At 71.0% G+C, this 26,012-nt stretch carries 26 protein-coding genes and 1 pseudogene; 15 read left to right on the top strand and 12 right to left on the bottom strand.

Features of this window, described 5'->3' with window-relative positions:
- Positions 1–62 precede the first annotated feature (62 nt).
- On the bottom strand, positions 63–2,171 hold the full coding sequence (locus A6A27_RS04130; protein ID WP_083672414.1) for a PQQ-dependent sugar dehydrogenase: 2,109 nt from the start codon (positions 2,169–2,171) through the stop codon (positions 63–65).
- A 38-nt stretch (positions 2,172–2,209) separates the two neighbouring features.
- Positions 2,210–3,160 (bottom strand): LamG-like jellyroll fold domain-containing protein, encoded by a 951-nt coding sequence (locus A6A27_RS04125; protein WP_073833072.1) that lies wholly within the window; start codon positions 3,158–3,160, stop codon positions 2,210–2,212.
- A 281-nt stretch (positions 3,161–3,441) separates the two neighbouring features.
- Between A6A27_RS04125 and A6A27_RS04120 the strand changes: the two genes are divergently transcribed.
- From A6A27_RS04120 to helR, 6 genes are all read left to right on the top strand, one after another.
- Positions 3,442–4,476 (top strand): LacI family DNA-binding transcriptional regulator, encoded by a 1,035-nt coding sequence (locus A6A27_RS04120; protein ID WP_073833070.1) that lies wholly within the window; start codon positions 3,442–3,444, stop codon positions 4,474–4,476.
- 70 nt (positions 4,477–4,546) lie between these two features.
- Positions 4,547–4,855 (top strand): hypothetical protein, encoded by a 309-nt coding sequence (locus tag A6A27_RS04115; RefSeq protein ID WP_073833068.1) that lies wholly within the window; start codon positions 4,547–4,549, stop codon positions 4,853–4,855.
- A 44-nt stretch (positions 4,856–4,899) separates the two neighbouring features.
- Positions 4,900–5,184, top strand: a complete 285-nt coding sequence (locus tag A6A27_RS04110; RefSeq protein WP_073833067.1) for a hypothetical protein — start codon at positions 4,900–4,902, stop codon at positions 5,182–5,184.
- Positions 5,185–5,314: 130 nt separating this feature from the next.
- Positions 5,315–5,947 (top strand): maleylpyruvate isomerase family mycothiol-dependent enzyme, encoded by a 633-nt coding sequence (locus tag A6A27_RS04105; RefSeq protein ID WP_158073940.1) that lies wholly within the window; start codon positions 5,315–5,317, stop codon positions 5,945–5,947.
- 56 nt (positions 5,948–6,003) lie between these two features.
- Complete coding sequence (locus A6A27_RS04100; protein ID WP_073833065.1) at positions 6,004–6,471, top strand: HNH endonuclease; 468 nt, start codon at positions 6,004–6,006, stop codon at positions 6,469–6,471.
- 332 nt (positions 6,472–6,803) lie between these two features.
- Entirely contained in the window at positions 6,804–8,951 is a 2,148-nt protein-coding gene (helR, locus tag A6A27_RS04095; protein WP_198940192.1) for an RNA polymerase recycling motor ATPase HelR, read from the top strand.
- Between the two features lie 230 nt (positions 8,952–9,181).
- Here helR and A6A27_RS44815 read toward each other — a convergent pair whose 3' ends face one another.
- Positions 9,182–9,460, bottom strand: coding sequence for a substrate-binding domain-containing protein (locus tag A6A27_RS44815; RefSeq protein WP_073833061.1), 279 nt, complete (start codon positions 9,458–9,460; stop codon positions 9,182–9,184).
- Between the two features lie 43 nt (positions 9,461–9,503).
- Positions 9,504–10,193, bottom strand: a complete 690-nt coding sequence (locus A6A27_RS04085; protein WP_143193871.1) for a helix-turn-helix transcriptional regulator — start codon at positions 10,191–10,193, stop codon at positions 9,504–9,506.
- Positions 10,194–10,478: 285 nt separating this feature from the next.
- On the opposite strand from A6A27_RS04085, the gene A6A27_RS04080 reads away from it, so the two are divergent.
- The 5 genes from A6A27_RS04080 (at position 10,479) to A6A27_RS04060 (ending at position 14,800) form a co-directional block, all read left to right on the top strand.
- The gene (locus A6A27_RS04080) at positions 10,479–10,895 is read left to right on the top strand and encodes a hypothetical protein (protein WP_083672411.1); all 417 of its coding nucleotides are present in this window, start codon (positions 10,479–10,481) and stop codon (positions 10,893–10,895) included.
- A 1,604-nt stretch (positions 10,896–12,499) separates the two neighbouring features.
- Entirely contained in the window at positions 12,500–13,012 is a 513-nt protein-coding gene (locus A6A27_RS04075) for a DUF5946 family protein (protein WP_274534519.1), read from the top strand.
- A 165-nt stretch (positions 13,013–13,177) separates the two neighbouring features.
- Positions 13,178–13,723 (top strand): DUF5946 family protein, encoded by a 546-nt coding sequence (locus tag A6A27_RS04070; RefSeq protein ID WP_073833054.1) that lies wholly within the window; start codon positions 13,178–13,180, stop codon positions 13,721–13,723.
- A 7-nt stretch (positions 13,724–13,730) separates the two neighbouring features.
- Positions 13,731–13,976 (top strand): VOC family protein, encoded by a 246-nt coding sequence (locus tag A6A27_RS04065; protein ID WP_241825061.1) that lies wholly within the window; start codon positions 13,731–13,733, stop codon positions 13,974–13,976.
- 338 nt (positions 13,977–14,314) lie between these two features.
- Entirely contained in the window at positions 14,315–14,800 is a 486-nt protein-coding gene (locus tag A6A27_RS04060) for a DUF1062 domain-containing protein (protein WP_241825060.1), read from the top strand.
- 151 nt (positions 14,801–14,951) lie between these two features.
- On the opposite strand, the gene A6A27_RS04055 is transcribed toward A6A27_RS04060, so the two are convergent.
- The 5 genes from A6A27_RS04055 to A6A27_RS04035 form a co-directional block, all read right to left on the bottom strand.
- Positions 14,952–16,097: an RNA polymerase sigma factor gene (locus A6A27_RS04055; RefSeq protein WP_073833050.1), complete on the bottom strand. Its 1,146-nt coding sequence runs from the start codon at positions 16,095–16,097 to the stop codon at positions 14,952–14,954.
- The gene (locus tag A6A27_RS04050; RefSeq protein ID WP_073833048.1) at positions 16,094–16,498 is read right to left on the bottom strand and encodes a YciI family protein; all 405 of its coding nucleotides are present in this window, start codon (positions 16,496–16,498) and stop codon (positions 16,094–16,096) included. Before A6A27_RS04050 ends, A6A27_RS04055 begins: the two co-directional genes overlap by 4 nt.
- Before the next feature lie 130 nt (positions 16,499–16,628).
- Complete coding sequence (locus A6A27_RS04045) at positions 16,629–18,332, bottom strand: ABC-F family ATP-binding cassette domain-containing protein (RefSeq protein ID WP_073833047.1); 1,704 nt, start codon at positions 18,330–18,332, stop codon at positions 16,629–16,631.
- A 79-nt stretch (positions 18,333–18,411) separates the two neighbouring features.
- Complete coding sequence (abc-f, locus tag A6A27_RS04040; RefSeq protein ID WP_073833045.1) at positions 18,412–20,046, bottom strand: ribosomal protection-like ABC-F family protein; 1,635 nt, start codon at positions 20,044–20,046, stop codon at positions 18,412–18,414.
- 238 nt (positions 20,047–20,284) lie between these two features.
- Positions 20,285–21,058 carry a TioE family transcriptional regulator gene (locus A6A27_RS04035; RefSeq protein WP_073833044.1) on the bottom strand — a complete coding sequence of 258 codons (774 nt, stop codon included), beginning with the start codon at positions 21,056–21,058 and terminating at the stop codon, positions 20,285–20,287.
- A 58-nt stretch (positions 21,059–21,116) separates the two neighbouring features.
- Between A6A27_RS04035 and A6A27_RS04030 the strand changes: the two genes are divergently transcribed.
- Entirely contained in the window at positions 21,117–22,319 is a 1,203-nt protein-coding gene (locus A6A27_RS04030; RefSeq protein WP_073833042.1) for an erythromycin esterase family protein, read from the top strand.
- 34 nt (positions 22,320–22,353) lie between these two features.
- Positions 22,354–22,920, top strand: a complete 567-nt coding sequence (locus A6A27_RS04025; protein ID WP_073833040.1) for a maleylpyruvate isomerase N-terminal domain-containing protein — start codon at positions 22,354–22,356, stop codon at positions 22,918–22,920.
- 7 nt (positions 22,921–22,927) lie between these two features.
- On the opposite strand, the gene A6A27_RS04020 is transcribed toward A6A27_RS04025, so the two are convergent.
- The gene (locus A6A27_RS04020) at positions 22,928–23,416 is read right to left on the bottom strand and encodes a J-domain-containing protein (RefSeq protein ID WP_073833270.1); all 489 of its coding nucleotides are present in this window, start codon (positions 23,414–23,416) and stop codon (positions 22,928–22,930) included.
- A 93-nt stretch (positions 23,417–23,509) separates the two neighbouring features.
- A complete protein-coding gene (locus A6A27_RS04015; RefSeq protein WP_073833038.1) occupies positions 23,510–24,058 on the bottom strand; it encodes a GNAT family N-acetyltransferase in 549 nt (182 codons plus the stop codon).
- Between the two features lie 188 nt (positions 24,059–24,246).
- Here A6A27_RS04015 and A6A27_RS04010 point away from each other — a divergent pair, with 188 nt between their 5' ends.
- Complete coding sequence (locus A6A27_RS04010; RefSeq protein WP_073833036.1) at positions 24,247–24,897, top strand: LysE family translocator; 651 nt, start codon at positions 24,247–24,249, stop codon at positions 24,895–24,897.
- A 37-nt stretch (positions 24,898–24,934) separates the two neighbouring features.
- Here the strand turns inward: A6A27_RS04010 and A6A27_RS04005 are convergent, their stop codons facing one another.
- The gene (locus tag A6A27_RS04005) at positions 24,935–25,444 is read right to left on the bottom strand and encodes an NUDIX hydrolase (RefSeq protein ID WP_073833035.1); all 510 of its coding nucleotides are present in this window, start codon (positions 25,442–25,444) and stop codon (positions 24,935–24,937) included.
- 69 nt (positions 25,445–25,513) lie between these two features.
- On the opposite strand from A6A27_RS04005, the pseudogene A6A27_RS04000 reads away from it, so the two are divergent.
- Positions 25,514–26,012 (top strand): annotated as a pseudogene (locus tag A6A27_RS04000) (hypothetical protein); the annotation flags it as partial.

Below are 26,012 nucleotides of genomic sequence, written 5' to 3'. Positions count from 1 at the left end.
TGGGCCCCTCAGACACAGCGGGGCGGCGGCACATCCGCGCCGCCGCCCCCGCTGGGCGTTGGTCAGGCCGCCGGCGTGCCGGTGACCGTGAACAGACGGGTACGGCCGATGTTGTCGAACGAGCCGAAGCCCACCCGACCGGAGCCGAAGGTGGTGTCCTTCGCGGTCAGCAGCGGGTCCTTGGCGTTGTCGACGTAGACGGCGATCTCACCGGTGGCGGGCAGGTGCACGACCCGCACCTTGTGCCAGTCGGCGTCGGTGATCGCCGGGTTGGCGCCGCGGGAGCGGCCGTTCCACTGGTGGTCGATGCGTTCCCGGTCGGCGTTGTTGACCTTGAAGATGCCGTTGTGCGGGTAGATCGTGTTGTCGGTCGACAGGTGCGCGTAGTAGTACTGCGTGTCCGACTGCCAGCCGAAGACGATGATGATGTCCCGGTTGCTGACCTCCAACGGCGTGTCGAGGCGTACCCGGGCGTCGATCTGCACCGACGACCAGGCCGACGGGCCCTTGTTGAGGAGGGCGTACTCGAACGGGCGGCGCGGGCCGGGGCGGCTCACGCCGGCCTCGGCGAGGATCACCTGGTCGCCGTCGAACTGCCACTTGGACGGGGTCACCGGGGTCCAGTTCTCGGCGCCGCCGGTGTGGACGACCTTGGTCTTGCCCACGTCGCCCTTCGCCACCTTCTTGGTGCCGACCACCTTCCAGATCTTCCCGTTGGCCTTGGCGACGATGTAAAGCTCGCCGGCCGCGTCGGTGCCGAAGCGCAGGTCGACCCGGTTCGGGTCGCCGGGCGCGCCCGGGCTGGAGAGGCCCTGCATGCGTACCAGGTCGCCGGCGGTGGTGTAGAGGGCGAGCCGGTGGATCGGGGCGAGACCCTCGCCGCGGCGCATCTCGTCCGCCACCGTGTAGAGGATCTGGCCGTCGACGAGGTCACCGAAGACGTACTTGCCGATCAGGGCCGGCAGGGTGTGGCCGCGGTAGACGAAGCCGCCCGCCACCGCGACGCCCACGTCGGAGGTGCAGTTCCAGCCCGGGGCCGGGTTGTGGTCATACGCGGCGACCGGGTACGTGTAGCCGTACTTCGCGTCGTCGGCCGGCAGCGGGTAGAGCTTGTCGCAGGGCTTGGTCGCGGTCTTGTCGAAGACCCACGAGCCCTCGCGCTCGCTCCAGCCGAAGTTGTCCCCGGCCCGAACCTCGTAGATCGACTCGATGGCGTGCTCGCCGATGTGGCCGAGGAACATCCGGCCGGTGGCCCGGTCCCAGCTGAACCGGTGCGGGTCGCGGAAGCCCACCGCGTAGATCTCGCCGAGCGCGCCGTCCCGGCCGACGAACGGGTTGTCGGCCGGGATCCCGTACCGGCCGTTGGGCGCGTTGGTGCCCTGCGGGTCGATCCGCAGCAGCTTGCCGTGCGGCATGCCCATGTTCTGCGGGTCGCCGTTGCGGTAGCCCTGCCCGCCGTCACCGACCGCGAGGTAGAGCATGCCGTAGTCCGCGTCGTCCAGCTTCGCGGTCGGGTTGAAGTTGATCTCCTGGATGCCGTGGATCTGGCCGCCGAAGCCGATGCGCAGCAGCTCCCGGTGGGTGCCGGAGAAGGTGTCCGCGGCCGGGTCGGTGGCCGTCCACTCGGTGATGACGCCCTGGTAGATGGTGCCCGGCTGGGCGTAGTCCGGGGTCCGGGTGGCGAGCGAGGCCTGCTCGGTGTGGATGGTGTAGAAGCGGCCGTTGCGCGCGAAGTCCGGGTGGAACGCGACGTACCCGAAGCCCTGGCCGAGGCCGCGGCCGGAGAAGAACTGCGGCGCGAAGGTCGCGGCCACGTCGAGGTAGACGTGCGGCACGCCGTTCTCGACGAAGTAGAGGTTGCCGTTGAGGTCCGGCACGGCGCGGCGGCCGGAGCCGTCGGGCAGTTCGTTGATGGTGTTGATCCGGGCCTTGCGGACCAGCCGCTGGTCGACGGGGGCCGGGTTCGGGTTCGACTGCGGGAAGCTGGCGTACTCCTCCAGCACCAGCCCCAGCTGGGACTGGATCGGCGACTCGGGGATCGGGTCGTAGACGGCGCCGGCGGCCCGGGCGGGTCCGGCGACCAGGGTGGACAGGACGAGGGTGGCGGCAGTGACCCCGGCGGTAAGGGCGGCTCTGCGGAGCCTGCCGGTGCTGCCAGCGCGAATGAACACGCGGGTTCTCCTTCTCGGTGGGACGGACCGAGGAACGGTCAGCGGGCCATGTAGCGGTACTGCTTGGCGATGTCGCTCGCCGGGATCACGCTGTCGAGGAACATGAGCCCGTCCATGCGGCAGTCGCACGGGTTGCGCTCGAGGTTGTTCTGCGGGAAGCTCCCGCCGATCTTGATGCCGCGCGGGTCGGTGGAGCTGGTGACGTGCGGGCCCGGCCCGGACACCTTCCACGGGTCACCGGCGACGGTGTAGAAGCCGTCGACCGGCTCGCCGTTGCGGTAGAGCGCCATGGTGCCGGTGGTGAAGTCGTAGGTGGCCGCGAGGTGCACCCACTCCCCCTTCGGCAGCAGGGTGCGCCAGTCCTCACTCGCCGCGAACGTCTGCGAGGACCCGCCGTCGAGGCGCCGGCCGAGCGCGACCAGGCGCAGCTCGCCGTTGACGTCGATCAGCTCGAGCAGGGCTCGCACCCCGTGCCCGTCGGAGTCACCGGTCAGCACGCCGGCCAGGCCGATCGCGTTGTACCGGTCGGTCGGGTTGGCGGTGGTGGAGTTCAGTGCCGGGCCGTCCATCTCCCGCTTGAACCAGCCCATCACCGTCGTACCCTCGGCGCCGCTGAACGTGCGCAGCGTCCGCACACCGCTGGATGACCAGGTGCCGGCCTTCCAGTCGTCGTTTCCGGCGACCTCCGGGTTGACCTGCCGGGTCTGCAGCGCGTTGCCGCTGTTCTTGTACGCCTGGTCGGGCACGCGCATGTCCGCGCCGCCGTTGACCAGTTCGATCTCGGTGCTCGAGCGGCCGAGGTCCCGTTCGAGCGCGGCGTCGCCGGGCATCGGGTGGTCGAAGTCGTAGAACGCGACCAGATGCGACCACAGGGCGGGGTGGACGTCGTGCGGGCCGGGCCGGTCGGCCTGGGCGGGGCTCGCGCTGGCGGTCAGGGCCAGTCCCAGCAGGGCGGTGGCCGCGACGGCGGCCCTTCTGTGTCTTCTCATTGGGCGGTGCTCCGTTCGTCGGTGCGTGGTGGTCGCTGACGAAAGCGCTTACGTGAGGCGCGGGACCGTGCTCCGGTCGCTGAAGTTGGAGGTACGTCTGGACAGGACTGAGGGCCGCCCGGGCCGCTGGCCGGGCGAGGTCACGCTCGCCGGACGACGGTCGGGCAGCGGCGGTGCCGCACGTACGTAAGCGCTTACGAAAGCGCTTACGTACTTTATGCTGTGCCTTACGCCACAGGCAAGAGCCCGGTGCGGATCAATGTGATGTCAGGAGTTCGTGGATGCCCAAACCCGGTGCCCGGCTGCGCCTCGTCGACGTGGCGGAACGCGCCGGCGTCTCGCTGGCGACCGCCTCCCGCGCCCTGGCTGGCCGCGAGGGCGTCAGCGAGGAGGTCGCCGACCGGGTCCGGCAGGTCTCCCGCGAGCTCGGCTACGTCGCCAACCCGTACGCCCGCACCCTCGCCGGCGGTGCCAGCTCCACGGTCGGCCTGATCGTCCACCAGATCGACGACCCCTACTTCTCGGAGATCGCCAGCGGGGTCGTCGAGGTCGCCGCCGAGGAGGGGCTGCTGGTCCAGATCGCCCACTCCGGCCGCGACCCGGATAACGAGCTGCGTCAGCTGCGGCACCTCATCGCCCAGCAGGTGGGCATCATCCTGATCGCCGGGTCCGGTTACGACGACCCGCGCGTGGAGGGCGAGGCGCGCAGCGAACTCGCCGCGTTCCAGCGCGCCGGCGGCCGGGTCGCCGTCATCGGCCGGCACGCCCTCGGCGTCGACGCCGTCGTGCCCGACAACGAGGCCGGCGGCCGCGCGATCGGCGCACACCTGCTGGGGCTCGGCCACCGGCGGATCGCCGTGGCCGCCGGCACGCCGGGACTGACCACAGTGGCCGACCGGCTCGCCGGGGTCGCCGCCGCGCTGTCCGCGCACGGGCTCTCGCTCGACGAACTGCCCGTCGTGCACTCCGACTTCACCCGCGACGGTGGCCGGGTGGCCGCCGAGCGGATCCTGCACCAGCATCCGGACAGCACCGCGATCATCGCGCTCAACGACGCGATGGCGATCGGCGTGCTGTCCATCCTGCGGGCCCGGCGCATCCCGGTGCCCGAACGGATGTCGGTGGTCGGCTTCGACGACGTGTCGGTCGCCGCCGACCTCGCCCCGAGCCTCACCACCGTACGCCTGCCGATGACCGAAATGGGACGGATGGCCCTCACCCTCGCCCTCAAGCCCAGGTCGACCCGCCCCCGCCGCCGACCCACCGGTCACACCCTGGTCGTCCGCGACTCGACCGGCCCCGCGCCGGCCGGCTGACCGGATACGCGAAACGGCGACAAACCGGCGACGGCGGGTTTCCCGGCCCGAGCCCCGGGAAGGCACCGGCATGGCCGAATCTTTCGTGGATAAGGACCTGGCGACGCTGCGCGCCATCGCGTACGCCGCCGGGATCCCGGGTTGCGAGCGGATGTCACACGACGAGCTCGTCACCGCGCTGCGCCGGGCCGGCCTGTCCGAACCGACCGGCGGGCCGATCGACACCAGCCTGGCCGATCCCGGCGATCCGGGCACGGACGAGGGCATATACCACGGCCAGGGTGTGGGTCGCCGCGAGTCCTCGGGTGGTCCGGCTGCCCAGACGGCGGCGCCACGACCGGGCCCGCCCGGGCCAGGTCGGCCGGCCATCGGCCGCTGACCGGCACCGCCGGCCAGCTCGACAGCCAGCACACGGGAGGCGACATGAGCGACGACATCAAGCGCGTGGCGAAGTCCCGAGCCGATCACCTGGGGGGCGAAACCGCGCACCAGCGCCTGGACGAACGCGGTGTGACCCGGGGCCGTACCGGTGATTCCCGCACCGCCGGTCCACCGGACGGCACCGGCATCGCCGCCGGGGTGGAGGGCATGCCCCGCAGCGACCTCAACCTGGGTGACGAGAGCACCGGCGGCCGGGCCGCCGAGCAGGCGATCGGCGCCCTGCCCGAGGAGTCCGGCACCGAGATCGAAGACCGCACCGAGCGGTGAGGGTGCAGTCCCGGGGCGGCCTCGCGATGCGAGGCCGCCCCGGCGTACGTCCACTCCCGACGTGGCCTGAGGGTCGGGCGGCCGGACGCCGGGGCGGCGTGCAATGCGGTGCGCCGGTAGCGTCGCCGGAGTGGCTCTCCTGGACATGGTCGCGGCGGAACGACGCCGGTTCGCCGACCTGATCGACTCGCTGACGCCGGAACAATTGGACACGCCCAGCCTCTGCGGAGAGTGGACGGCCAAGGAGGTGGCCGGCCACCTGATCGCCCCGTTCGCCACGCCTCCCCGCTGGTTCCTGCCGCTGATCCTGCGCAGCCGCTTCAACCTGCACCGGGCCAACGCCGAGTTGGCCCGCAGGATCGCCCGGCGGCCGACCGCCGAACTGGTGGCCGAGCTGCGGCGCAACGAACGCAACCCGTTCAAGCCGCCCGTGGTCGGCCTCTTCGGCCAGCTCACCGACCTGCAGGTGCATGGCCAGGACGTACGCCGCCCACTCGGCCTGCCGCCCGAGCTCGACCCGGATCACGCCCGGACCTCGCTCGACTTCCTGGTCAGCCGCCGGTCGGTGGCGTTCGGGCCGCGCCGGCTCCGGGCCGAGCTGCGGTTCGCGGCCACCGACCTGGACTGGTCCCGGGGTGACGGGCCGGAGGTCCGGGGCACGGCGGAGGCGTTGATGCTGGCCCTCACCGGGCGACTGGTCGTCCTGCCGGAGTTGTCCGGCGAAGGCGCCGAGATCCTGCGCGCCCGGTCGAGAAGAGCCTGAGCACGTCGACTCACGCGCGAGCGACCGAAGTCAGCGGAGCCCACTACCCTCACGACGTGCTGTCGCAGATCAAGGGCTTGTCTCGCCATTTCACCGAGGAAACCCTCCGGACGTACCTGCGGAACCGGTCAGTCCGCACGGAAGACGGCTGCCTCGTCGTGCGTGGCTACGGCAACCAGCGCGGCGTGTACCAGAAGGTCGCGGGCCGGGCCTGGGCCCACATCGCCGCGTTCGTCGTCTTCGTCGGCGACTACAACCCTGCGCTGGATGTGCACCACGTCTGCGGCGTGCCGGACTGTATCGAGCCCACCCACCTGCGTCAGGTCGGTCATGGCGAGAACCGCCGCAACCGGAAACAGCAACCTCAGTGCCGCAACGGACACGACCGCGAAATCGATCCCCGGACCGGCCGCTATCGCAAGGTCTGCCGGCGCTGCAACAGCGATGCGCAGAAGCGGTGGCGCGATCGGCAAGCCAGCCAGGTGGCCGAGGCCCGCGCCAGCTACGGCCGCCCAACGGATTGACAGGCGGACCTCCACCCAGCTGGGTGGAGGACGCTCGCTGACCCTCTTGGCGATCCTGTCGCGCAGAATGCTGCCGCTTCGCGAGGAGATGACCCATCCACGGTGGGCGATAAATAGAAAGGACAGGGAGCGCACTTACTCCCTGCCACTATCAACATATAGCGCACCGGGGGGCTTGCGGCAAGACCCCGGTCGTGCCGCAGAATCGCCGGCCGAGGCCAGAACTTGACGAAATGGGAACCGCGAAATAGGTGCGTTGTTGTTGTCGACGTATTGCGCGGGCACCACGACGACGGCCGCGGCCTCAGATCGGAGCTGATGACGTGACCCCGCTGACCACCAGCGCGTTTGATCTTCCCGACCACCTCTCCCCCAAGGCCGACCCGGCGCTCATCGCCGGCGACGAGCAGCATTTCGCGGCCATCGCGGAGAGCCTTGAGCAGACGATCACCGACCTGTCCGGCCGTCTCGATGCCGAACTCAAGGCGCCCGGCGGCAAAGGCCGGCAGGCGCTGGACCGGGACCAGGCGATCCACCGGCTGACCGCTCGCCTGCGCGCCCTGCGCCGCTTCAGCCGGGACCTGTGCCTGGGCCGCATGGTCAGCGCGGACGACCCCGAGCCCGGGTACGTCGGACGACTCGGCCTCACGGACGGCACGGGTCGCCGGCTGCTGGTCGACTGGCGCTCCCCCGCGGCCGAGCCGTTCTTCGCAGCGACCCACGCCAACCCCATGGCTCTGGCGAGCCGCCGCAGGTATCGCTGGACCCACGGCCGGATCACCGACTACTGGGACGAGGTGTTCACCCCGGACGGGTTCGAAGGGCACGCCGCGCTCGACGACCAGTCCGCCTTCATCGCCAGCCTGGGCGGCAACCGGTCGGCCCGGATGCGGGACGTGCTCGGCACCATCCAGGCCGACCAGGACGCCATCATCCGCGCGGGATCCGCTGGCGCTCTCGTCGTCGACGGCGGCCCCGGTACGGGGAAGACCGTCGTCGCCCTGCACCGCACCGCATACCTCCTCTACTCCGACCCTCGCCTCGGTCACCGCCGCGGCGGCGTGCTGTTCGTCGGCCCGCACCAGCCCTACCTGGCGTACGTCTCCGACGTCCTGCCCAGCCTCGGCGAGGAGGACGTGCAGACCTGCACGCTGCGGGACCTCGTCCACGAGGGCGCCGCCGCCAAGAGCGAGGTCGACCCGGAGGTGGCCGCGCTGAAGTCGTCCGCCGACATGGTCAAGGCGATCGAGGCGGCCGTACGGTTCTACGAGGAGCCGCCCGCGAAGGGGATGACGGTCGCGACCGAGTGGTCCGAGATCCGGCTGAGCGTCGACGACTGGGCGGAGGCGTTCGAGGCGCCGGATCCAGGCACGCCGCACAACGAGGCGCGCGAGCAGATCTGGGACGCGCTGCTCACGATCCTGCTCGAGAAGCACGACGGCGACGAGCCGGAGGCCCAGTTCCGCGCCTCGATGGAGGGGAATCGGGAACTGCGCGCGGTCTTCCACCGCGCGTGGCCGCTGCTCGACGCGGCCGACCTCGTCGGAGACCTCTGGTCGGTCCCCGCCTACCTGCGCAGATGCGCCCCCTGGCTCAGCACCGACGACATCCGCAAGCTCCAGCGCGCGGACACCCAGGCGTGGACGGTATGTGACCTGCCGTTGCTGGACGCCGCGCGGCAGCGGCTCGGCGATGCGGAGGCCGCTGAGCGCCGGCGCCGGCATGACGCCGCCGCCTCCGTCGGGCGCGAGCAGATGGCCCAGGTCGTCGACGACCTGATCGCCTCCGCCGCGTACGACGACGGCGAGGGCCTGATGACCATGCTGCAACAAGGGGACCTGCGGGAGGCGCTGGCCGACGGCGTCGCCCCGCCGCCCGCCCACGACCCGGATGTGCTCGCCGGCCCGTTCGCGCACATCGTCGTCGACGAGGCTCAGGAACTGACCGACGCGGAATGGCAGATGCTGCTGCTCCGCTGCCCGTCCCGCAGCTTCACCATCGTCGGGGACCGCGCCCAGGCCAGGCACGGGTTCACAGAGTCGTGGCAGGATCGGCTCGAGCGGATCGGGTTCGACCGGATCAACCTGGCCCCCCTGAGCATCAACTACCGGACGCCGAAGGAGGTCATGGCGGAAGCCGAGCCGGTCATCCGGGCCGTGCTCCCGGACGCCAACGTGCCGACCTCCATCCGCAGCGGCGACGTCCCCGTCGTACACGGATCTGCTTCGGATCTGGGTTCGATCCTCGACACCTGGCTCGCCGCACACGCCGACGGGATCGCCTGCGTCATCGGCGATCCCGCGTTCCGGGCGACGTCCCGCGTCCGGTCGCTGACCCCGGAGCTGTCGAAGGGGCTGGAGTTCGACCTGGTCGTCCTCGTCGACCCCGAGGGATTCGGCAACGGCATCGAAGGCGCGGTCGACCGCTATGTCGCGATGACCCGAGCGACCCAGCAACTCGTCATCCTCACCAGACCCTGACCACGTGTCGGCCTGGGCTTGATGAGATTTCTCGCTAATCTGTCAGTGCATGATTATCAGGGCCATGTCAGTTGTTTCTCACCGGGCGTCAGTCTCCCGGGTCCGGCCTATCGGGCGCGCTTCGACGCGAAGCCGTTGCGCGCGCCGGGAGCCCGTTCCCGCCTGAGCATTCCCTGCTGTTCGAGGAAGGCGACGGCGTGCTAGACCGACGCCGGGCTGACGCGAAACCGCTAGACCAGGCCAGCGGCGGTGAGAGCGCCGGAGTCGATGATGTACAGGCAGGCCAGCACCCGGTCTCCTCGTGCTCGGTCGCGCCTCACAAAGTCTCCATGGACGAGCCGCGCGGCGGCCGGCCCTGCGCGGCCGGGCGCCGGACGGTCGTCGAGGCGGCGCAGTAGCACCGTCGCGGCGTACCGGGCCATCGCCTCGGAGTCGATGGCGACGCTCGTCAGTGGTGAGTCGCTCAAAGCCGCGACGAGCAGGTAGCCCTTGCATCGCTGCCTCAACATTCACGCCACCTTGAGGCACCTCGGTTCGGTGCGCGGGCGACTATCACAGGAGCGGCAGCAGTGGTTTGAGCTCGTGCAGTTCCCCAGCGACGGTTCGGACCGACACCCCGAGGTCCCGAGCGATCGCAGCCCGCGTCCACCCTCGGGCAGCGCGCTGCGCCACGGCGAGCTGCCGCGACGTCAGGGCCGGCCACGGGCTGCGCAGTGCGGGTACGGATGCGGCGTACGTAATGTCCCACAGCTGGCACACCATGCGGACGAGGTCGGGGCGGGTCACTATCCATGCGGTGCTGGCCCCGGCGCCTGTCGGCATGCCGGGCAGCACGGCGCAGGCGCGGTCGAGAAGCAGTGCCGACCCCATCACCGGTCCGCACCGTGCGTGGGGCTGGGTCGCGCGCAGGAAGGGGTTGGCCAGCCCCGCGTGCTCCGACGCGATCGCCTCGATTCGCACACCGCGCCGCATCGATTCCCGGTCGAGGCGGCCACCGCGGTCCTCGGGATCGAACGGTGGGCGTCGCTGGAGCGCCAGGGCGGAGGCGCGGCAGCGAGGTTCCAGGGCACCGAAGGCTTCCTGGATCCGGTTGTCGCCCTCTCCCAGCAGCCTGAACCCGTCGGGAGCGCGTCCGCGGCGTGCCGCCACGGACATCTCGAGCACCTTGACCGCGATGGTCGCCCACAGTTCCGCGATCATCGACTCGCGGTCTGCGTCCAATTGCCTGCCGCTATCCAGCACGAACCCTCCGGGTTGCCTCGTACTCGCCCCGACCGGCCTGTCGGGCCAATGTCGCCCCTCATCGTGCAGTTTGAGAAGGGGTTGGCCAAGAGCCGGTGGACGCAGGCGCGCCGATTAGCGGACTCGGGCTCGTGCCGTCAAGGTCAGTTGCACGACCCTGCAAACACCATTGACCGCCTCGCGCCAAGGGTGTTCCGATCCGTCCACCACACTGCACACCGGCGCTAACGCCGGACAGAGCGAAAGGGCACTAGACACGTGCGTCGACTCTCACAAGTACTTGCGTTGGCGTTGCTCCTCTGCACCGCCACCATCGGCATCGGCGCCCAGAGCGCCCAGGCTGCGGACTGCAGTGGGTACCTGATCAACCGGTCTGTCGCGCGCACCTCGTCGGGCGTGACGGTCGGAGAGCTGGTCACCTACTACAACTCCAGCACGGGTTACAACTGCGCGCGGTTCAACCACCTCGGCCCGACCTACGGGGTTGCCAGCCAGACATATGTGTATCTCAAGCGGTGCGCCAACGGGACAGGGCCAGACCTGTGCTGGGCCGAGACGGAGGACCGGTCCCTAGGCACTTACGCCTATTACGCGGGCCCGGTGAAGGTGTACGCACCCAACAACTGCGTCGGCGCGCAGGGATATGTGGAGTACCAAGGCAAGTATGTCTGGGCCTACTCGCCGACCAAGATCGGGTGCTAGTCGACCCGATCTGCGGGGTGCTTGACAGGCGAAGACCTCCGGGCGTGGGGTGGAGCTTCCATCAACCGCTCCTCGCCCAGGAAGGTCTTCGCCCCGACCTACACGACCCTGGGTCAGGCAAAACTGCTTCGGCTGGCCACGCGTTACCGCCGCAACCGCCGGTCTGGCCGGTGCACCCACTCGGCTGTTGATTAGCTGCGCCAGGATGTCCGCGGTTACTGCGACCCGGCTCGCAGGCCGCGGATCGCCCCGTCGCCACAGCGCCACACCGCGCGCAACGGCCATCGTGACGTTCCGTTACCAGAGGACCAGCGCCGACCGTGTGGCGCATCCGCCTCTAGCCGATGGGAGGACGTTGCTGCTGCGACCGGCCTTCCGTTGGCTGCGGCCAACGGTTGCCCCTTCGCTGGCCGAGCGGCGAGCGGCGAGCGGCGAGCGGTCTTTTCTGCAGGCCGGCGCGCCAGCGTGTAAGCAATGATCCGCAGTGTTGCAGGAGGAACTAACCCGAGCATAGACTGATCTTGAACTATGCAAGCCGTAGCGCGACCATCCCGCAGCGGCATGCCGTCACTTGGTTATTGCGGGTGACCCACCCCTCGCAAGTCGTGCAGTACATGGCGTCGAGGAGGTCCGCAACATCCTCGGCGAATGCCACAGCGTCGGACAACGGAAGACTTGCGGCCCATTGGTTTGGTGGGCGCCGACCATGTTCCGCAAATGCTGCCGCAGTTCGAGGCTTTCCACCACGGCCCGCACAGAGGTCTTCTTCAGCTCCTTGGCCCGGTGGGGGCCTGACCAGCCAAGGCCTCTGCCGATTCTGCGGCCGCCATCCTGGTGATGAGTTCGGCCGTCGATGTCAGTGGCAGATCGGCCGGAGGGCCGGGCAGATCGGCCAAGCGCTCATACGCCTGTATGGCGTCAGCCCTGGCCACCAGGCCGGAGAGCCTGACGAGTTCATCGTCCCTAGCTCCCAGATCTGGAGCGAGTTTCGGCTCGGTCGACCCGCGTTCGAGGCGCGCGAGCCGCTGCCTCAGGCTCGGCCACGTCTTCAGTTGCTTGACGAGGGGCCCCGCTGGCAGCGCGCTTTTTCACCCACTGACGTTCGTGGGAAATCACTGACACGGGCGAGAAGCGCTGGACGACGGGTAGGCCTCCCAAGCGAACGGCGCTGCGCCCGCCTCTCTGGGTGCGGCCCCGTACGTTCGGCGCGTCCGTCGCTCGGGGACAACGCGATCGGCAGTAATCAGGCGAAAAGTGACAGTGTCGGCGCTGCTGACAGAAGATGAGAAGCCGGCACTGACATCCTGCCGAGAAATCTCACTTGATCGGCGGCCCTACAACGGCCACGCATGCCCAGGCCGGCACCCCCGATGCGAGGTCGATTTACACCATCCCCATTCATTACGCCAAAGAACTGTCATTATGATGTACTAGCAGCTTGTCCCGATCCGTCCGTTTGTATTAGCGGATTATCGGTAACTCCAATCCGATAATCCGTGCCGGAAGCTGGGGAGCTTCGCCAACGAACGTGTCACGAACCGCGCCGACTCCGTTGGGATGATGGGGTTGACCCTGACGCGACGTGCGGCTCTACGTTGGTTGCCATGGAACGTTGTGGTTGTGGGGGCCTGGTACCGGTCGAGGGTGGGCCGAGGCATCCGTACATGGAGTCTGCGCCCGCGTGCTGGCGGCTGTACGGCGAGCTGACCATCCGCCTGCTGGCGCTGAGCCCGGCCGCGGCGCAACCGTCTCACGTCGACTGCTTCGCAACCCAGCACACGGGAGGCGCCGACAACGACCGGCGTCAGCGTTCCTCGATAGCCGTGCACCTGGTCGCGCTGTGTGCGCGCATCGAGCGCGGCATCACCGCCGTACAGCTGCAGCGATTGCGCCCGCGCGTCAGCGCCACCGTCCTGCCCACACTTGGCATGGACGACTGGCCCCTGCTCACGCCGCCTGATGACTACGGGGAACTGACTGTCGCGGTGCTCTGGAACCTACCCGACGACGAGTTCGGCCCGAGCCTCGCGGACTGGCCGGGCTGCGTCTGGTCCGCCTGGCAGCATCAACACGCCACAGTCCGGGTGTGGACCGACGCCCTGTTGGAGGCCCTATGAGGTACCGGACGCCCCACGCAGTACCGAGCGCTGTGCGTCCGATGCACCTCCGGCGTGCTCACGCACTTCGACCACCACGTCAACGTCGGCGGCAGGCGGGGCAGCCGTGACCCCCGACGCGCCACCGTACGTTCAGACCCTCGACGCGTTGCCCTTGGAGGCGACATGAGCCTGATCACCTGCCCCGGATGCGGCCTGACCCACACCGACCGAGGTCTGCCGGTCGTGCCCAACCGGGCTGCGACCGGGGAGTGCGTGGCCGAGGCCGGCGCGGTGCAGGCGGCGTTCTACGCGCCGGACCTGCTGGGGTACAGGCAGTATGTCGTCGATGCCTACGCGTGCCTGCACGCGGACCCGAGCACTCGGATCGGGGTGCAGGCCACGGCGCTGTGCCTGATGACCATGGACCTCTACCTCGAGTGCGGGCAGCCGGTCTCGGAGGGGTCGATCCTGCACCAGGAGATGATCCGGACTCGTCCGGACATCTTCACGCCCCTGCCGGCACCGGATCTGGATGGAGTCCTGACGCAGCGGCACCTCCTCGCGGCGCCACACAGCCAGTACGCGGCCTTGGCCGCCGAGTGGGCTCGCTCGGTGTGGGACGCGTGGTCGGACCACCACGCTCAGGTCCGGGCCTGGAACCAACTGCTCGTTCCGCACCGGGTCACCGGACGTCCAGCGTGGCTGGACCCTGCACAAGGTAATCGATGATCATGCGGTGCTGCGTTCGGCCAAGGGTGTCGGGCCGGATCTGGAGTTCCTTCGCAGGCCCGGCGTGAAGACCGTGTGGAACCCCGTCCATCTCGACCTGATGCCGTATCCCGGTGATGATCAAGCGGCGGAGGTGGCCCGGCTGGGGGCTCTCGGTGCCACCGGCGCCGACGTCGGCCAGGGCGATGTGTCGTGGACGTGCCTCGCCGGGTTCGACGGCACCATCACCTTCGCCACTGAGGGGTCCCGGTAGCACTGAGGAGTTTTCGGTCCGAAAACCGTTTGAGCCTTCCTTCCGCGTTCCCGTAGGTTGCCTGCGGCCCGTCGCAGTGAGGACAGAGGACAAAACCGCGTGACCCCGCCTGCTCTTTAGACCTGACACGTTCTTCCGCTCACCTGTAGCCGACGCTCCCGTCGGCTCTGCCGGTCTGCCCTTGGGCGCCCGGTCATACAGCGTTTGAGGTCGCGCGTTATCGGCCTCGTGTCAGCTCTAGCGAGATCAGGTCTAGAGAGATCATGTCTTCACAACCTCATACCGTGCTGCCCTGGGTCGTTCGTCGGACCAGGCTGCCTCTGCTGTCGTTGCGGTGCGTGGACTGCCGGTCGGAGTCGGCCACCACCGGCGAGGGCAGGTTCCGCGTCAATGCCAACGGCAAGCTGCTGGACGTGTGGCTGCTGGTCCGCTGCGTATCCTGCGATCGAACGAGCAAGCTCACCGTGCATGAGCGAGCCCCGGTCAGATCCTTCGATCCGGCCGAGCTCCACGGCTACTACGTCAACGATCCGGAACTGGTGGCGTCCCGGCTGTTGGATCCGCTGCTCGCCCGGCGCAACCGCTTCACCCTGGACTGGACGGGGGCTTGGCGGCTTGACACCCCTTCGGCGTGGCTCGACGAGGCGTGGCCGGTCCAGGTGGAGGTCCTCTTCGCGGATCCGGTGCCGGTGCGCCCGGAACGGCTCATCGCGCAAGGGCTCGGCCTCAGCAGAAACGAGGTACTGCGCCGGATCAAGTGCGACATTCCGCTGCGGCGTCCGACGAACGCCGGGTTCACCTTTGCCGTGATGGCCGGGGACTAGCGGGGGTATAGCCGCGGCGGGCCACCCGGCCCGCCCGGCTCCACGCCCCGAAACCGCGACCGCTGACGGCTCTGGCACCAGGTAACCCGGCACATGGTCCCCGAAAGGGCTTACCGCTGGGTTCCGTTCCGATGTAACCCCCATGCCGCACTCACGGCCGCAGCAGTTGCCGCACCCGTGCGGCCTCTCGAGTGAGGTGGTCGCGCTCCGGCACGCTGGTGGCGGCGCGGGAGGCCTCGGCATAAAGTTCGGCGGCGTGCTCGAGGTCGCCGGCGCGTTCGTGCAGGTATGCCGTCACCGCGGCGTAACGGGGCAGGTCGGGATCCACGTCAGCCAGCGCCGCCAGGCCGGCCTGCGGTCCGTCGGCCTCCCCGACGGCCACTGCCCGGTTGAGCCGCACCACCGGGCTGCCGGTGAGGAGCAGCAGTTCGTCGTACCACTCCACGATCTGCACCCAGTCCGTCTCGAAGGTGCTCCGGGCGTCCGCGTGCAGGGCGGCGATCGCGGCCTGTGCCTGGTATTCGCCGAGCCGGTCGCGGGCCAGCGCGGCCTGCAATATCGTCACCCCCTCGGTGATCAGGCCGGTGTCCCAACGCGATCGGTCCTGCTCACCGAGCGGCACCAGGCGACCTCCGGGGCCGGTGCGGGACGCGCGGCGCGCATGGTGCAGCAGCATGAGCGCGAGCAGCCCCGCCACCTCGGGCTCGTCGGTCAAGGCGATCAGCTGGCGGGTGAGGCGGATCGCCTCGGCCGCCAGGTCGACGTTTCCGCCGTACCCCTCGTTGAAGACGAGGTAGAGCACCCGTAGTACCGTCCCGAGATCGCCGGGCTGGTCGAGCGGCAGCCCCGCGATCCGCCGCTTGGCCCGGCTGATCCGCTGCGCCATGGTCGCCTCGGGGACGAGGTATGCCGCCGCGATCTGCCGAGTGGTCAGGCCACCGACCGCGCGCAGCGTCAAGGCGACGGCCGAGGCCCGCGGCAGGGTGGGGTGCGCACACAGGAAGTAGAGCCGCAGCGTGTCGTCCGTGGCGGGCGCCGGACCGGCGGGAGGCTCGACCTCCACGGCGAGTTCCCGTCCTCGCCGCGACGCCTCGGCGCGGGCGGCGTCGAGGAACCTGCGCCACCCGACGGCGACGAGCCATGCCTTCGGATCGCGCGGTGGATCATCCGGCCAGGTGTCCAGCGCCCGGATCAGGGCCTCCTGCACGGCATCCTCGGCCGACGCGAAGTCCGCTCCGCGCCGGACGAGGACACCGATCACCGCGGGCACGAGTTCCCGCAGCAGCGACTCGTTCACTCGGTCACCGTGGGGGCCTCGGTGAGAAACGGTCGCACCTCGAGCCACTCGTGGATCGGCTCGCCGCCGGCCCCGGGAGCGGCGGACAGCTCCCCCGCCAGCTGGACGGCGCGGTCCCAGGACTCCACGTCGATGATCATCCAGCCGGCGATGAGGTCCTTGGTCTCGGCGAACGGACCATCGGTCACCGGTGGGCGCCCCTCGCCGTCATATCGCACGAACGCGCCCTCGGGCGACAGTGCCTGTCCGTCGACGAACTCACCCGTTCCCTCCAAGCGGGCTGCGAAGTCGCGCATGAACTGCACGTGCGCGTCGACCTCCTCCGGCGTCCACTGGTCCATCGGCACGTCGTTGACCGGAGCCGGGGCGCCGCGGTAGTGCTTCAGCAGCAGGTACTTCATGGTGGTCCTCCTTCTTCCACACGCGGCCCGTCGTGGCCGCTCGTGTCCCTGGGACGGAGCCAGCGCCACATTCTCGACACCCGACACGACAACGATCCAGGACACCCGACAACGTCCCCGGCAGACGCTGCTATCCGTTCCGGCCGACTCCCTGCGGGTGTGGCGGCGTTACGCGGGCGAGCAGCTTGTGACCCGCACTGTCCGAGCGCTCGTGGTCGGAGCCGAGCCGGAACTCCCGCCCCTGCCAGCGCTTGCGCAGCCAGCGGTCGTGGCTGGCCAGCACGATCGCGCCGGGGCCGCCGCCCAGCGCCGCCTCCAACTCGTCGCACAGGCGCGGGGACAGGTGGTTGGTGGGTTCGTCGAGCAGCAGCAACTGCGGCGGTCGCGCCACCAGCAGCGCCAGCGCGAGACGTCGGCGCTGCCCCACCGAGAGCCGGCCGACCGGCTTGTCCAGGTCCGCGTCGTGCATCAGGCCCAGCGAGCCCAGCGGCACCGCCTCGGCCCGCTCGGCGCCCAGCACCAGCTCATAGGTGGCCCGAACGGACCGGTCCGACCGGTCGAACACGGTGTTCTGGGCGAGCAGTCCCACGGTCAGCCCGCGCCGCCGCCGCACCTCACCCTCGGGTGTGAGCCGCCCGGCGAGCACGGCCAGCAGGGTTGACTTCCCCGCCCCGTTCCCCCCGGTGACCAGCAGACGGTCGGTCGCCGACACCTCGGCACTCACCGGTGCGAGCCGGCCCGGCACCCGTACGTCAGCCAGGGACACCAGCGGACCGTCGCCTTCCGCCGCGGGTGCGGCGAGTGCCGTGCTCTCGAACCGCAGGGGCTTCGGCGGCTCGCCGACCTGGGCGCGCTCCAGCTCCTCCAGGCGTCGGGTGGCGTTGCGCACCCGGCGGGAGATCTGGCTCTGCACCCGGCCGGCGCGGTGGCCGTAGCCCATCTTCTCGTTGTCGCGCGGCCTCCGGTCCGGTGCGACGCGGTGCGCGGTGACCTCGGCGGAGACCCGCAGCGCCACCAGTTCTTCCTGTTCCTCGGCCCAGCGGCGCTCCCAGCGGTCCCGCTCGGCACGTTTCTCGGCCAGGTAGGCGCTGTAGTTGCCGCCGTAGCGGACCGGGCCATGCATCGCCGGGTCGAGGTCGATCAGGTCCGTGCACACGGCGTCCAGAAAGGCCCGATCGTGGCTGGCCACCACGACGACCCCGGGCAGGGTACGCAGTTGCTCCTCGACGAAGGCGGCGGCACGGTCGTCGAGATGGTTGGTCGGTTCGTCCAGCAGCAGCGCGGAGGGTCGCCGGACCAGCAGCGCGGCCAGCGCGAGCCGGCCGCGCTGCCCGCCGGACAGCGACCCGAGCGTCCGGTCGTGGCCGAAGCTGCCGAGGGCGAGGCCGTCGAGCACGAGCGCGGCACGCCGGTCGGCGTCCCAGGCCTCCCGTTCCTGGGCCTGTTCGAGCCGGACGCCGTACGCGTCGAGCAGACCGGGGTACTCGGCCGCGTCCTGCGCGGTCCGCGCGAGCTGATCGGTGAGCCGGTCCAGCTCGGCGAGGTCCTCCCTGGCCTCGCGCAGGGCGTCGTCGAGTACGTCGGCGATCGTCGCGCCGGTGTCGTAGGGCATCTCCTGCTGGAGAAAGCCCAGGTCGGGTGGGCGCGTGACGCTGCCGGCGTGGGGCTGGTCCGTCCCGGCCAGCAGGCGCAGCAGGGTCGACTTGCCGACGCCGTTCTCCCCGATCAACCCGATGCGGTGCCCGGGCGAGGCGGTCAGGGAGACACCGTCGAGCACCCGTCGGTCGCCGAGGGTGTGGACGAGGTCGTGGGCGAGCAGAGCGGGCTGAGGCATGGGATCCGTCCAACGTGATCGGTGCGCGGCCCGCGGGGCGGTATGCCTCGGACACGGGCCAGGTCGACACGCCGGCGGCTCACACCTCAGGGGCCCCCGTCTCCTTCAGCACGCCGTCGGCCAGCCGCAGCCACCGGTTCACGCCGATGTCGCGCAGGAACCGTTCGTCGTGGCTGACCACCACGAAGGCCCCCTGGTACGAGTTCAGGGCGCTCTCCAACTGGCCCGCGCTGACCAGGTCGAGGTTGTTCGTCGGCTCGTCTAGGAGCAGCAGGTGCGGAGCTGGTTCCGCGCACAGCACACAGGCCAGGGTGGCGCGCAGCCGCTCGCCTCCGGAGAGCACCCCGACGGGCAGATGGGCGCGGGGCCCCCGGAAGAGGAAGCGGGCGAGCAGGTTCATTCGCTCGGCCTCCGGACGCTGCGGGGCGTAGTCGGCGAAGTTCTCGGCGACCGTACGGTCCACGTCCAGCAGGTCGAGGCGCTGCGAGAGGTAGGCGATGCGGCCGTCGGCCCGCTTGATCTCGCCGCTCTGCGGTGTCAGGTCGCCGTTGATCAGACGCAGCAGGGTGCTCTTGCCGGCACCGTTGGGACCGGTCAACGCGATGCGCTCCGGGCCCCGGACGGTCAGGTCGACGCCCTGGCCGGCGAACACGTCCCGGTCGCCGAGGCGGACGCGGAGCTGCTCGCCGAGGAACAGGGTGCGTCCGGCGGGCACGTTGGTCTCCGGCAGGGCCAGCGTGATGCTCTGTTCCTCGCGCAGCGCACGCCCGGCCTCGTCCAGCCGGGCCTTCGCCTCGCTGACCCGGTTGGCGTGCATCTGGCCCGCCCGGCCCGCGGACTCCTGCGCGCCCCGCTTCATGGTGCCGGCGAAGATGCGGGGCAGGCCGGCGCTCTTCAGGTTGCGGGCGGCGTTGCTCTGCCGGCGTTCGGCGCGCTCGCGGGCCTGCTGCATCTCCCGCTTCTCCCGCTTCAGCTCCTGCTCGGCGTTGCGGACGTTCTTCTCGGCGGCTTCCTGCTCGGCCCGCACGGTCTCCTCGTACTCGGTGAAGTTGCCGCCGTAGAAGCGCAGTTCGCCACGGTCGAGTTCGGCGATGCGTTCCATGCGGTCGAGCAGGGCGCGGTCGTGGCTGACCAGGAGCAGCAAGCCGGTGAAGTCCTCCAGCACGTCGTAGAGCTTGTGCCGGGCGTCGAGGTCGAGGTTGTTGGTGGGCTCGTCGAGCAGCAGCACGTCGGGCCGCTTCAGCAACTGGGCGGCGAGACCGAGGGAGATGACCTGGCCGCCGCTGAGGGTGCTCAGGCTGCGGTCCAGGGTGAGGTCGGCCAGGCCGAGGCGGTCGAGCTGGGCGCGGGTGCGTTCCTCGATGTCCCAGTCGTCGCCGATGGTGGTGAAGTGCTTCTCGTCGACGTCCCCGGACTCCACGGCGTCGATGGCCTGGATGATCGCGGCGACGCCCAGCACCTCGGCGACCGTGAGGTCGCCCGTCAGGGGGAGGCTCTGCGGGAGATAGCCGAGGGTGCCGGTCACGGAGACCGACCCGGTGTCGGGCCGCAGTTCACCGGCGATGAGCTTGAGCAGCGTGCTCTTGCCGGTGCCGTTGGGCGCGACGAGGCCGGTGCGGCCGGCGCCGACGGTGAAGGACAGGTCCTGGAAGACGGGAGTGTCGTCGGGCCAGCTGAAGGACAGGTTCGAGCAGACGATGGAGACGTCGGACATGGAGGTGACCTCGTGATGAGGGGGCAGGGAAGACACTTCTGCCCCGGCGGCAGACAGGGAAAGAGGGGACGACAGCAAGGCCACGTCGGCGGCGCTTCCACGCGCCGGGCCGGTGGCCTGTCGGCTCCGGGTATCACCCGGAGATGTCGTCGTCCACCACCATGTCTGGTCTCCTCAACAAACGATCAACGTCGCCACCACTCTAACAGCAGCGGGCGGGGACCGGAGACACGACGGATCAGCCGGCCGGCCGCAGGGGGCCCGGCGCTGCTGGTGCGGCATTCGGCCGGCCTCCGGGTGGAGCCGGTCGGCAGCCAAGGTAGGCGTCCAGGGCGGCGGCGCCCGTGAGCATGGCGCGGCTGCGGGCCGAGAGCCGGGCGCGCCAGTCACGCAGCATCAATTCCAGGGGTGCGACGCCTCCGGCGGAGCGGACCTGGGCGATCAGCGGGGCGATCTGCTCCAGCAGGTAGCCGCCTCGCCTGAGCTGGTGGGCCAGCAGGGCGTCGCGTACGTCGGCCGCGCTGTAGACCCGGTAGCCGGTCCGCGGATCGCGGCGCGGCTGGACCAGGCCGGCGCGTTCCCATTTGCGCAGGGTGGCCGGGCGGATGCCGAGCCTTCTCGACAGGGGGCCGACGAACGTGTCGCCGCGTTCCGGCGGTACGGGACTGAGGTCGTGCAGCGCGGCTTCGACGGCCTGGAGGGTGCGGCGGTCGTCGAGCAGTTGGGCGTGGCTCTCGTCGATGAGCCGAAGCGCTTCCTCGGTCGCGTCCCGGTTGACCGCCTGCATGATCGACGTGGCCGTCTGGTGGCCGTGTCCCGGTACGAGGGCGAGGAACGCCTGCAGGGCGGTCGCGTGCAGCGGCGTGTAGGTGCGGTAGCCGTGCGGGGTGCGTTCCGCGCCCGGAAGGATGCCCGCCGCCTCGTAGTTCCTGATCGCCTGCGTGGACAGGCCGTGCCCGCGCGCCAGGTCAACCGGCCTCAGCCGACCGCTGTCTTGAAGGTTTCGTCTCACTGTCCTGCCAATATCGCCGAGAAGTTTCAACAGTTGGTTCAACGATACCGTTGATGGCATGACTGCTGGCATCACAGACACCGCCCATGCCGTTGACGCCGCGACCGTCATGGGATTGCTCCCGGCCCGGCCGCGGCTGCTTGCCCTGGGTGAGCCCACCCACGGCGAGGACGTTCTGCTCGAGGTGCGCAACGATCTCTTCCGGCAACTCGTCGAGCAGGAGGGCTACCGGACCATCTCGATCGAGAGCGACTGCGTGATGGGCTTGGTCGTGGACGACTACGTCACGTCCGGCACGGGCACCCTCGACGAGGTCATGGAGCGTGGCTTCAGCCACGACTGGGGCGCCTTCGCGGCCAACCGTGAACTGGTGCGCTGGATGCGGGCGTACAACGACGGCCGGCCCGCGTCCGAGCAGGTGCGCTTCGCCGGTTTCGACGGCCCGCTGGAGATCACCGGCGCCGCGAGCCCCCGGCAGGCCCTCACCGCACTCCACTCCTACCTCACCGCCCGGGTGGACGCCGACCTGCTGCGCTGCACCGCGGAAACGCTCGACCGTCTGCTCGGCGCGGACGACCGGTGGACCAATCCCGCCGCCATGATGGACCCGTCCCAGTCCGTGGGGCAGACGCCCGAGGCCACCCAGCTGCGACTGCTCGCCGACGACCTGGTAGCCCTGCTCGACGCGCAGACGCCCCACCTGATCGCGGCGTCCTCACCCGACGACTGGGACCGGGCCCGCATGTACGGGCGCACCGCCACCGGCCTGCTGCGCTACCACTTCTGGATGGCCGACACGGCACCGAGGCGCATGGCATGGCTGCTCGGCGTGCGGGATTCGATGATGGCCGCCAACCTCTTGGCCCTCGCCGAACGCAGCCCGGCGCTTGTCTACGCCCACAACGCACATCTGCAGCGGGACAAGAGCACGATGCAGATGTGGCAGGGACCGGTGCAGTGGTGGAGCGCCGGGGCGATCGTCAGCCTCCAACTGAAAGAGGCGTACGCCTTCCTGGCCACGGCGCTCGGCACGATCCGCCACCACGGTGTGCAGACCCCACCCCCGGACACCATCGAAGGGCTCCTGTACGCGCTCCCGCAGGACCGGTACGTCGTCGACGCCCGCCGACTGGCCGATTCTCTCGGCGACGTGACGCCCGCTCGCCGGGTGTCCCCCTGGTTCGGCTACGCCCCGCTGGACCCGGCCCAGCTGGCCAGCAACGACGGGATCGTGTTCGTGAAGGACGCCCCGCGGAACTAGGATCAGCCCGGTGCCCACAGGACACATGCCGGGGATGACCGCGGCGGACGTCCGCAGCGCCGCCGCCGAGATGACGCGGGTGCTGCGGCCCGCCGTGGACCGCGACTGGACCGTGCCGGCGGCAGACCTGGAGTGGACCTGCTGGACGACTGCGGCGCACGTCGCCCACGACCTGCTCGCCTACGCGGCGCAGCTGACCGGCCTGCCGGCCGACGGCTACCTCCCCCTCGACCTGCGGGTACGCGCCGACGCGACCCCGGCCCACCTGCTGACCGTGATCGGCGCGGCCGCCGGGTTGCTCGCTGCCGCCGTCGACACCGCCGCCCCCGGCAGCCGCGCCTGGCACTGGGGACCGTGCGACCCGGGCGGCTTCGCGGCGATGGGCGTCGCCGAGACCCTGCTGCACGGCCGGGACATCACCGGCGGCCTCGGGCTGGACTGGTCGCCACCACCACAGCTGTGCGCCGGGGTGCTGGGCCGGCTGTTCCCGGACGCGCCGGACGGCGACCCCGTCGCGGTGCTGCTCTGGATGACCGGCCGGGCACGGCTCGGCGACCGGCCGCGGCGCACCGCGTGGACCTGGCGGGCCGCACTCGGCTGAGGCAGGGTCAGCGGCGGCGCCAGGGCAGCCGCCGACGTCGGCGCTGCCCGCGGACCGGGACGCCCGCGCTGTCCGCCGTCGCGGCGGCCGCGATCCGCTCGGCGGCGGCCCGTGCGCGTTCCTCCCGCCAGACCCGGACGGTCTCCTCGACGTTGACGGGGCGGACCACCACCCGGGGTCCGCTCGGCGCGCGCAGGAAGTCCACGATCTCCCGGTTCAGCGCGGTGACCGCCGCCCGCACCAAGTCCTCGGTCGGCAGGTCCCGCACCTCGCCGGGCAGCCGCTCCACCCGGCGTCGCAGCTGCAAGGGGGTGGGCAGCAGCAGGTCGCCCGGGATCCGCTCGCGCTCCAGGAAGCTCTTGATCCACCACGACTCGTCGTAGGGCAGACCCCGCCCGGGGATCGGCTTGCCGGCGCCGGGCAGGTTGTCGAACTCGCCGCGCTCCTGGGCCGAGCGGATCTGCGCCTCGACCGCCGCATCCCAGCTGGTTGTCACCGCCGTCACCTCCCGCTCCCACCGTATCCGCCGCTCCCCGGCGAGGTCAGCGCCGACCGGTGGCGGACCATTCCCGCCCGGCCTCCAGCAGGGTCAGCGGTGCCAGCGCACGTGCCGGTGCCCGTCACGGGGGAACGGGGGCCGGGCGGGCAGCACCTCCTGGAAGGCGTACCCGCTCTTCTCCGCCACCCGGCAGGAGGCCAGGTTGTCCACCTGGTGCAGCAGCTCGAGGTGGGTCAGCCCGCCGGCGGCGAAGCGGGCGAAGGCCCAGTCGCTGACCGCGGTGACCGCGCGGGGCGCGACCCCGCGACCGCGGGCGGGCGCCGCGGTCCAGTAGCCGACCTCGGCGTACGGGCGGCCGGGGGTGATCTCCTTGAGCACCACGTTCGCCACCAGCCGCTCCCCGTCCGGCTCCGGCTCCAGCACGGCGAAGCTGAACCGGCGGCCGGCCGCCCAGCCCTGCCGGGCCCGGCGCAGGAACGTCCGGGCGTCCGCGGTGGTGGTGACCGGAAACCGGGTCCAGCTGCGCAGCACCGGGTCCCGGTACGCCGCCAGCAGGGCCTCGGCGTCGCCGGCGCGCCACGGCCGGAGCACGAGTGCGGGGGCGGTGGCCGTGGCGGCGGCGCGCAGGACCATGGACATGCCCGCATTCTCGCGCCTCGGTCCCGCCCGCCGGAATCGGGTCGATCATCTTCTTCGGCGTCCTGGACGCCTGCACCGCCGGATGTCACAGCAGCCCGGCCCGACGGGTGGGACGGTCACTGTCCACCGGCTCCGGCCGCGACCGCCCGGCGTAGGGTCATCGGCAGATTCACCGGAACGGGGGCGTCATGGTCACAACCGGAGCGTTGGTGGGTATCGGCCTGGTGGCGTTGGGCCTGGTGCTCACCCCCGGCCCGAACATGGTCTACCTGGTGTCCCGGTCGGTCGCCCAGGGCCGGCGGGCCGGGCTGATCTCGCTGCTCGGGGTGGCCGCCGGCTTCCTGGTCTACCTGGTCGCGGCGGTCGCCGGGATCGCCACGGTGTTCGTGCTGGTGCCGCCGCTGTACGTGGCGGTGAAGCTGGCCGGGGCGGCGTACCTGCTGTGGCTGGCCTGGCGGACGCTGCGCCCGGGCGGCCGGTCGGCGTTCACGCCCACGGCGCTGCCGCCGGACCGCCCCCGCCGGCTGTTCACCATGGGCCTGGTCACCAACCTGCTGAACCCGAAGATCGCCATTCTGTACGTGTCGCTGCTGCCGCAGTTCATCGACCCGGCGCGCGGTCACGTGGCGGTGCAGAGCCTGCTGCTGGGGCTGACCCAGATCAGCATCGCGCTGACGGTCAACGGGCTGATCGTGCTCACCGCCGGCACGGTGTCGTCGTTCCTGACCCGCCGGCCGGCGTGGGAGCGGGCGCAGCGGTACGTGATGGGCAGCGTGCTGGCCGGGCTCGCGGTCCGCATCGCCGCGGACCGGTCCCGCGCCGCCGTCGCCACCCCCTGACCGGTACACGCGGCCGGCGCCGCCGGACGGCGCACGGTCAGAGGTTGTCGGGCCCGGTGAGCCCCGGGTGCCGCTCACCCGGCGCGGCGTACCAGGCCCGCGCCGGTTCGCGCAGCGCCGTGTCGATCCGCAGCCGGCTCCAGTCGTCCAGCTCCGGCAGGTCGGTCCGGTCGAACCAGCCGACCGCGACGGACTCGTCGCCGTCGGCGGTGGCGACGCCGCCGACCGCCCGGCAGCGGAACCACACGTTGAGGTACTCGCAGGTGTCGCCGTTCGGGTAGCGCACCGGATGGGTGGCCACCCCGCCGACCCGCTCGATCGCCACCCGCACCCCGGTCTCCTCGTATACCTCGCGCAGCAGCGCCTCGGCCGGCTGCTCACCCGGGTCGACCATCCCGGCGGGCAGCGACCAGCGGCCGTTGTCGCCGCGGCGGGCCAGCAGCAGCCGCCCGGCGTCGTCGGTCACCACCGCGCTGACCCCGTAGAGCATGAGCAGGTCGTGTCCGATGTGCTGGCGCAGCCGCGCGACGTACGGCGAGACAGGCATGTCCGGCAACCTACCCGCCGCCGGCGCGGCCCGCCGTGCCGCCCGGCCCGGTCACTACACTTCGCCCCGATGGACGCCCACCCCACCCCCGACACCCGCCCCTGCGCGCACTGTGGACGGGAGGTGCCGCAGCGTGCCGGCGCCGGCCGCCCGTTCCGCTACTGCCGGGACAACGACGGCGCCTGCCAGCGGGCTTCCCGTAACTCCCGGATGCGCCACCGCAACGCTCCCGGCCTGCCCGGGCAGGTGGCCCGCACCTGGGAGGCGGTCGACCGGCTCGACCAGATCGTCGAGAGCCTCACCGAGGCGCTGCACGCCGAGCTGTCCCCGGCCGGGGTGGAGCGGCAGGTCGCCCTGGTCCGTGCCGAGACGGCCGCCCAGGTCGCGGCCGCGCACACCGAACGCGACGACGCCCGCCGCGACGGCGAGGACGCTGCCGCGGCCGCCGCCCGCGCCCGCCAGGACGCCCAGGCGGCGGCCGCCGAACGGGACACGGCCCGGCAGCGGGCCGAGCGGGCCGAGGCGGAGGCCGCCCGGGCCGTGGCGGGGGCGCGGCACGCCGAGGCGG

It is taken from the genome of Micromonospora sp. CB01531, from assembly GCF_001905095.1.
In the GTDB taxonomy this organism is placed as follows: domain Bacteria; phylum Actinomycetota; class Actinomycetes; order Mycobacteriales; family Micromonosporaceae; genus Micromonospora.
This window is presented reverse-complemented; position numbering and strand designations above follow the sequence as displayed.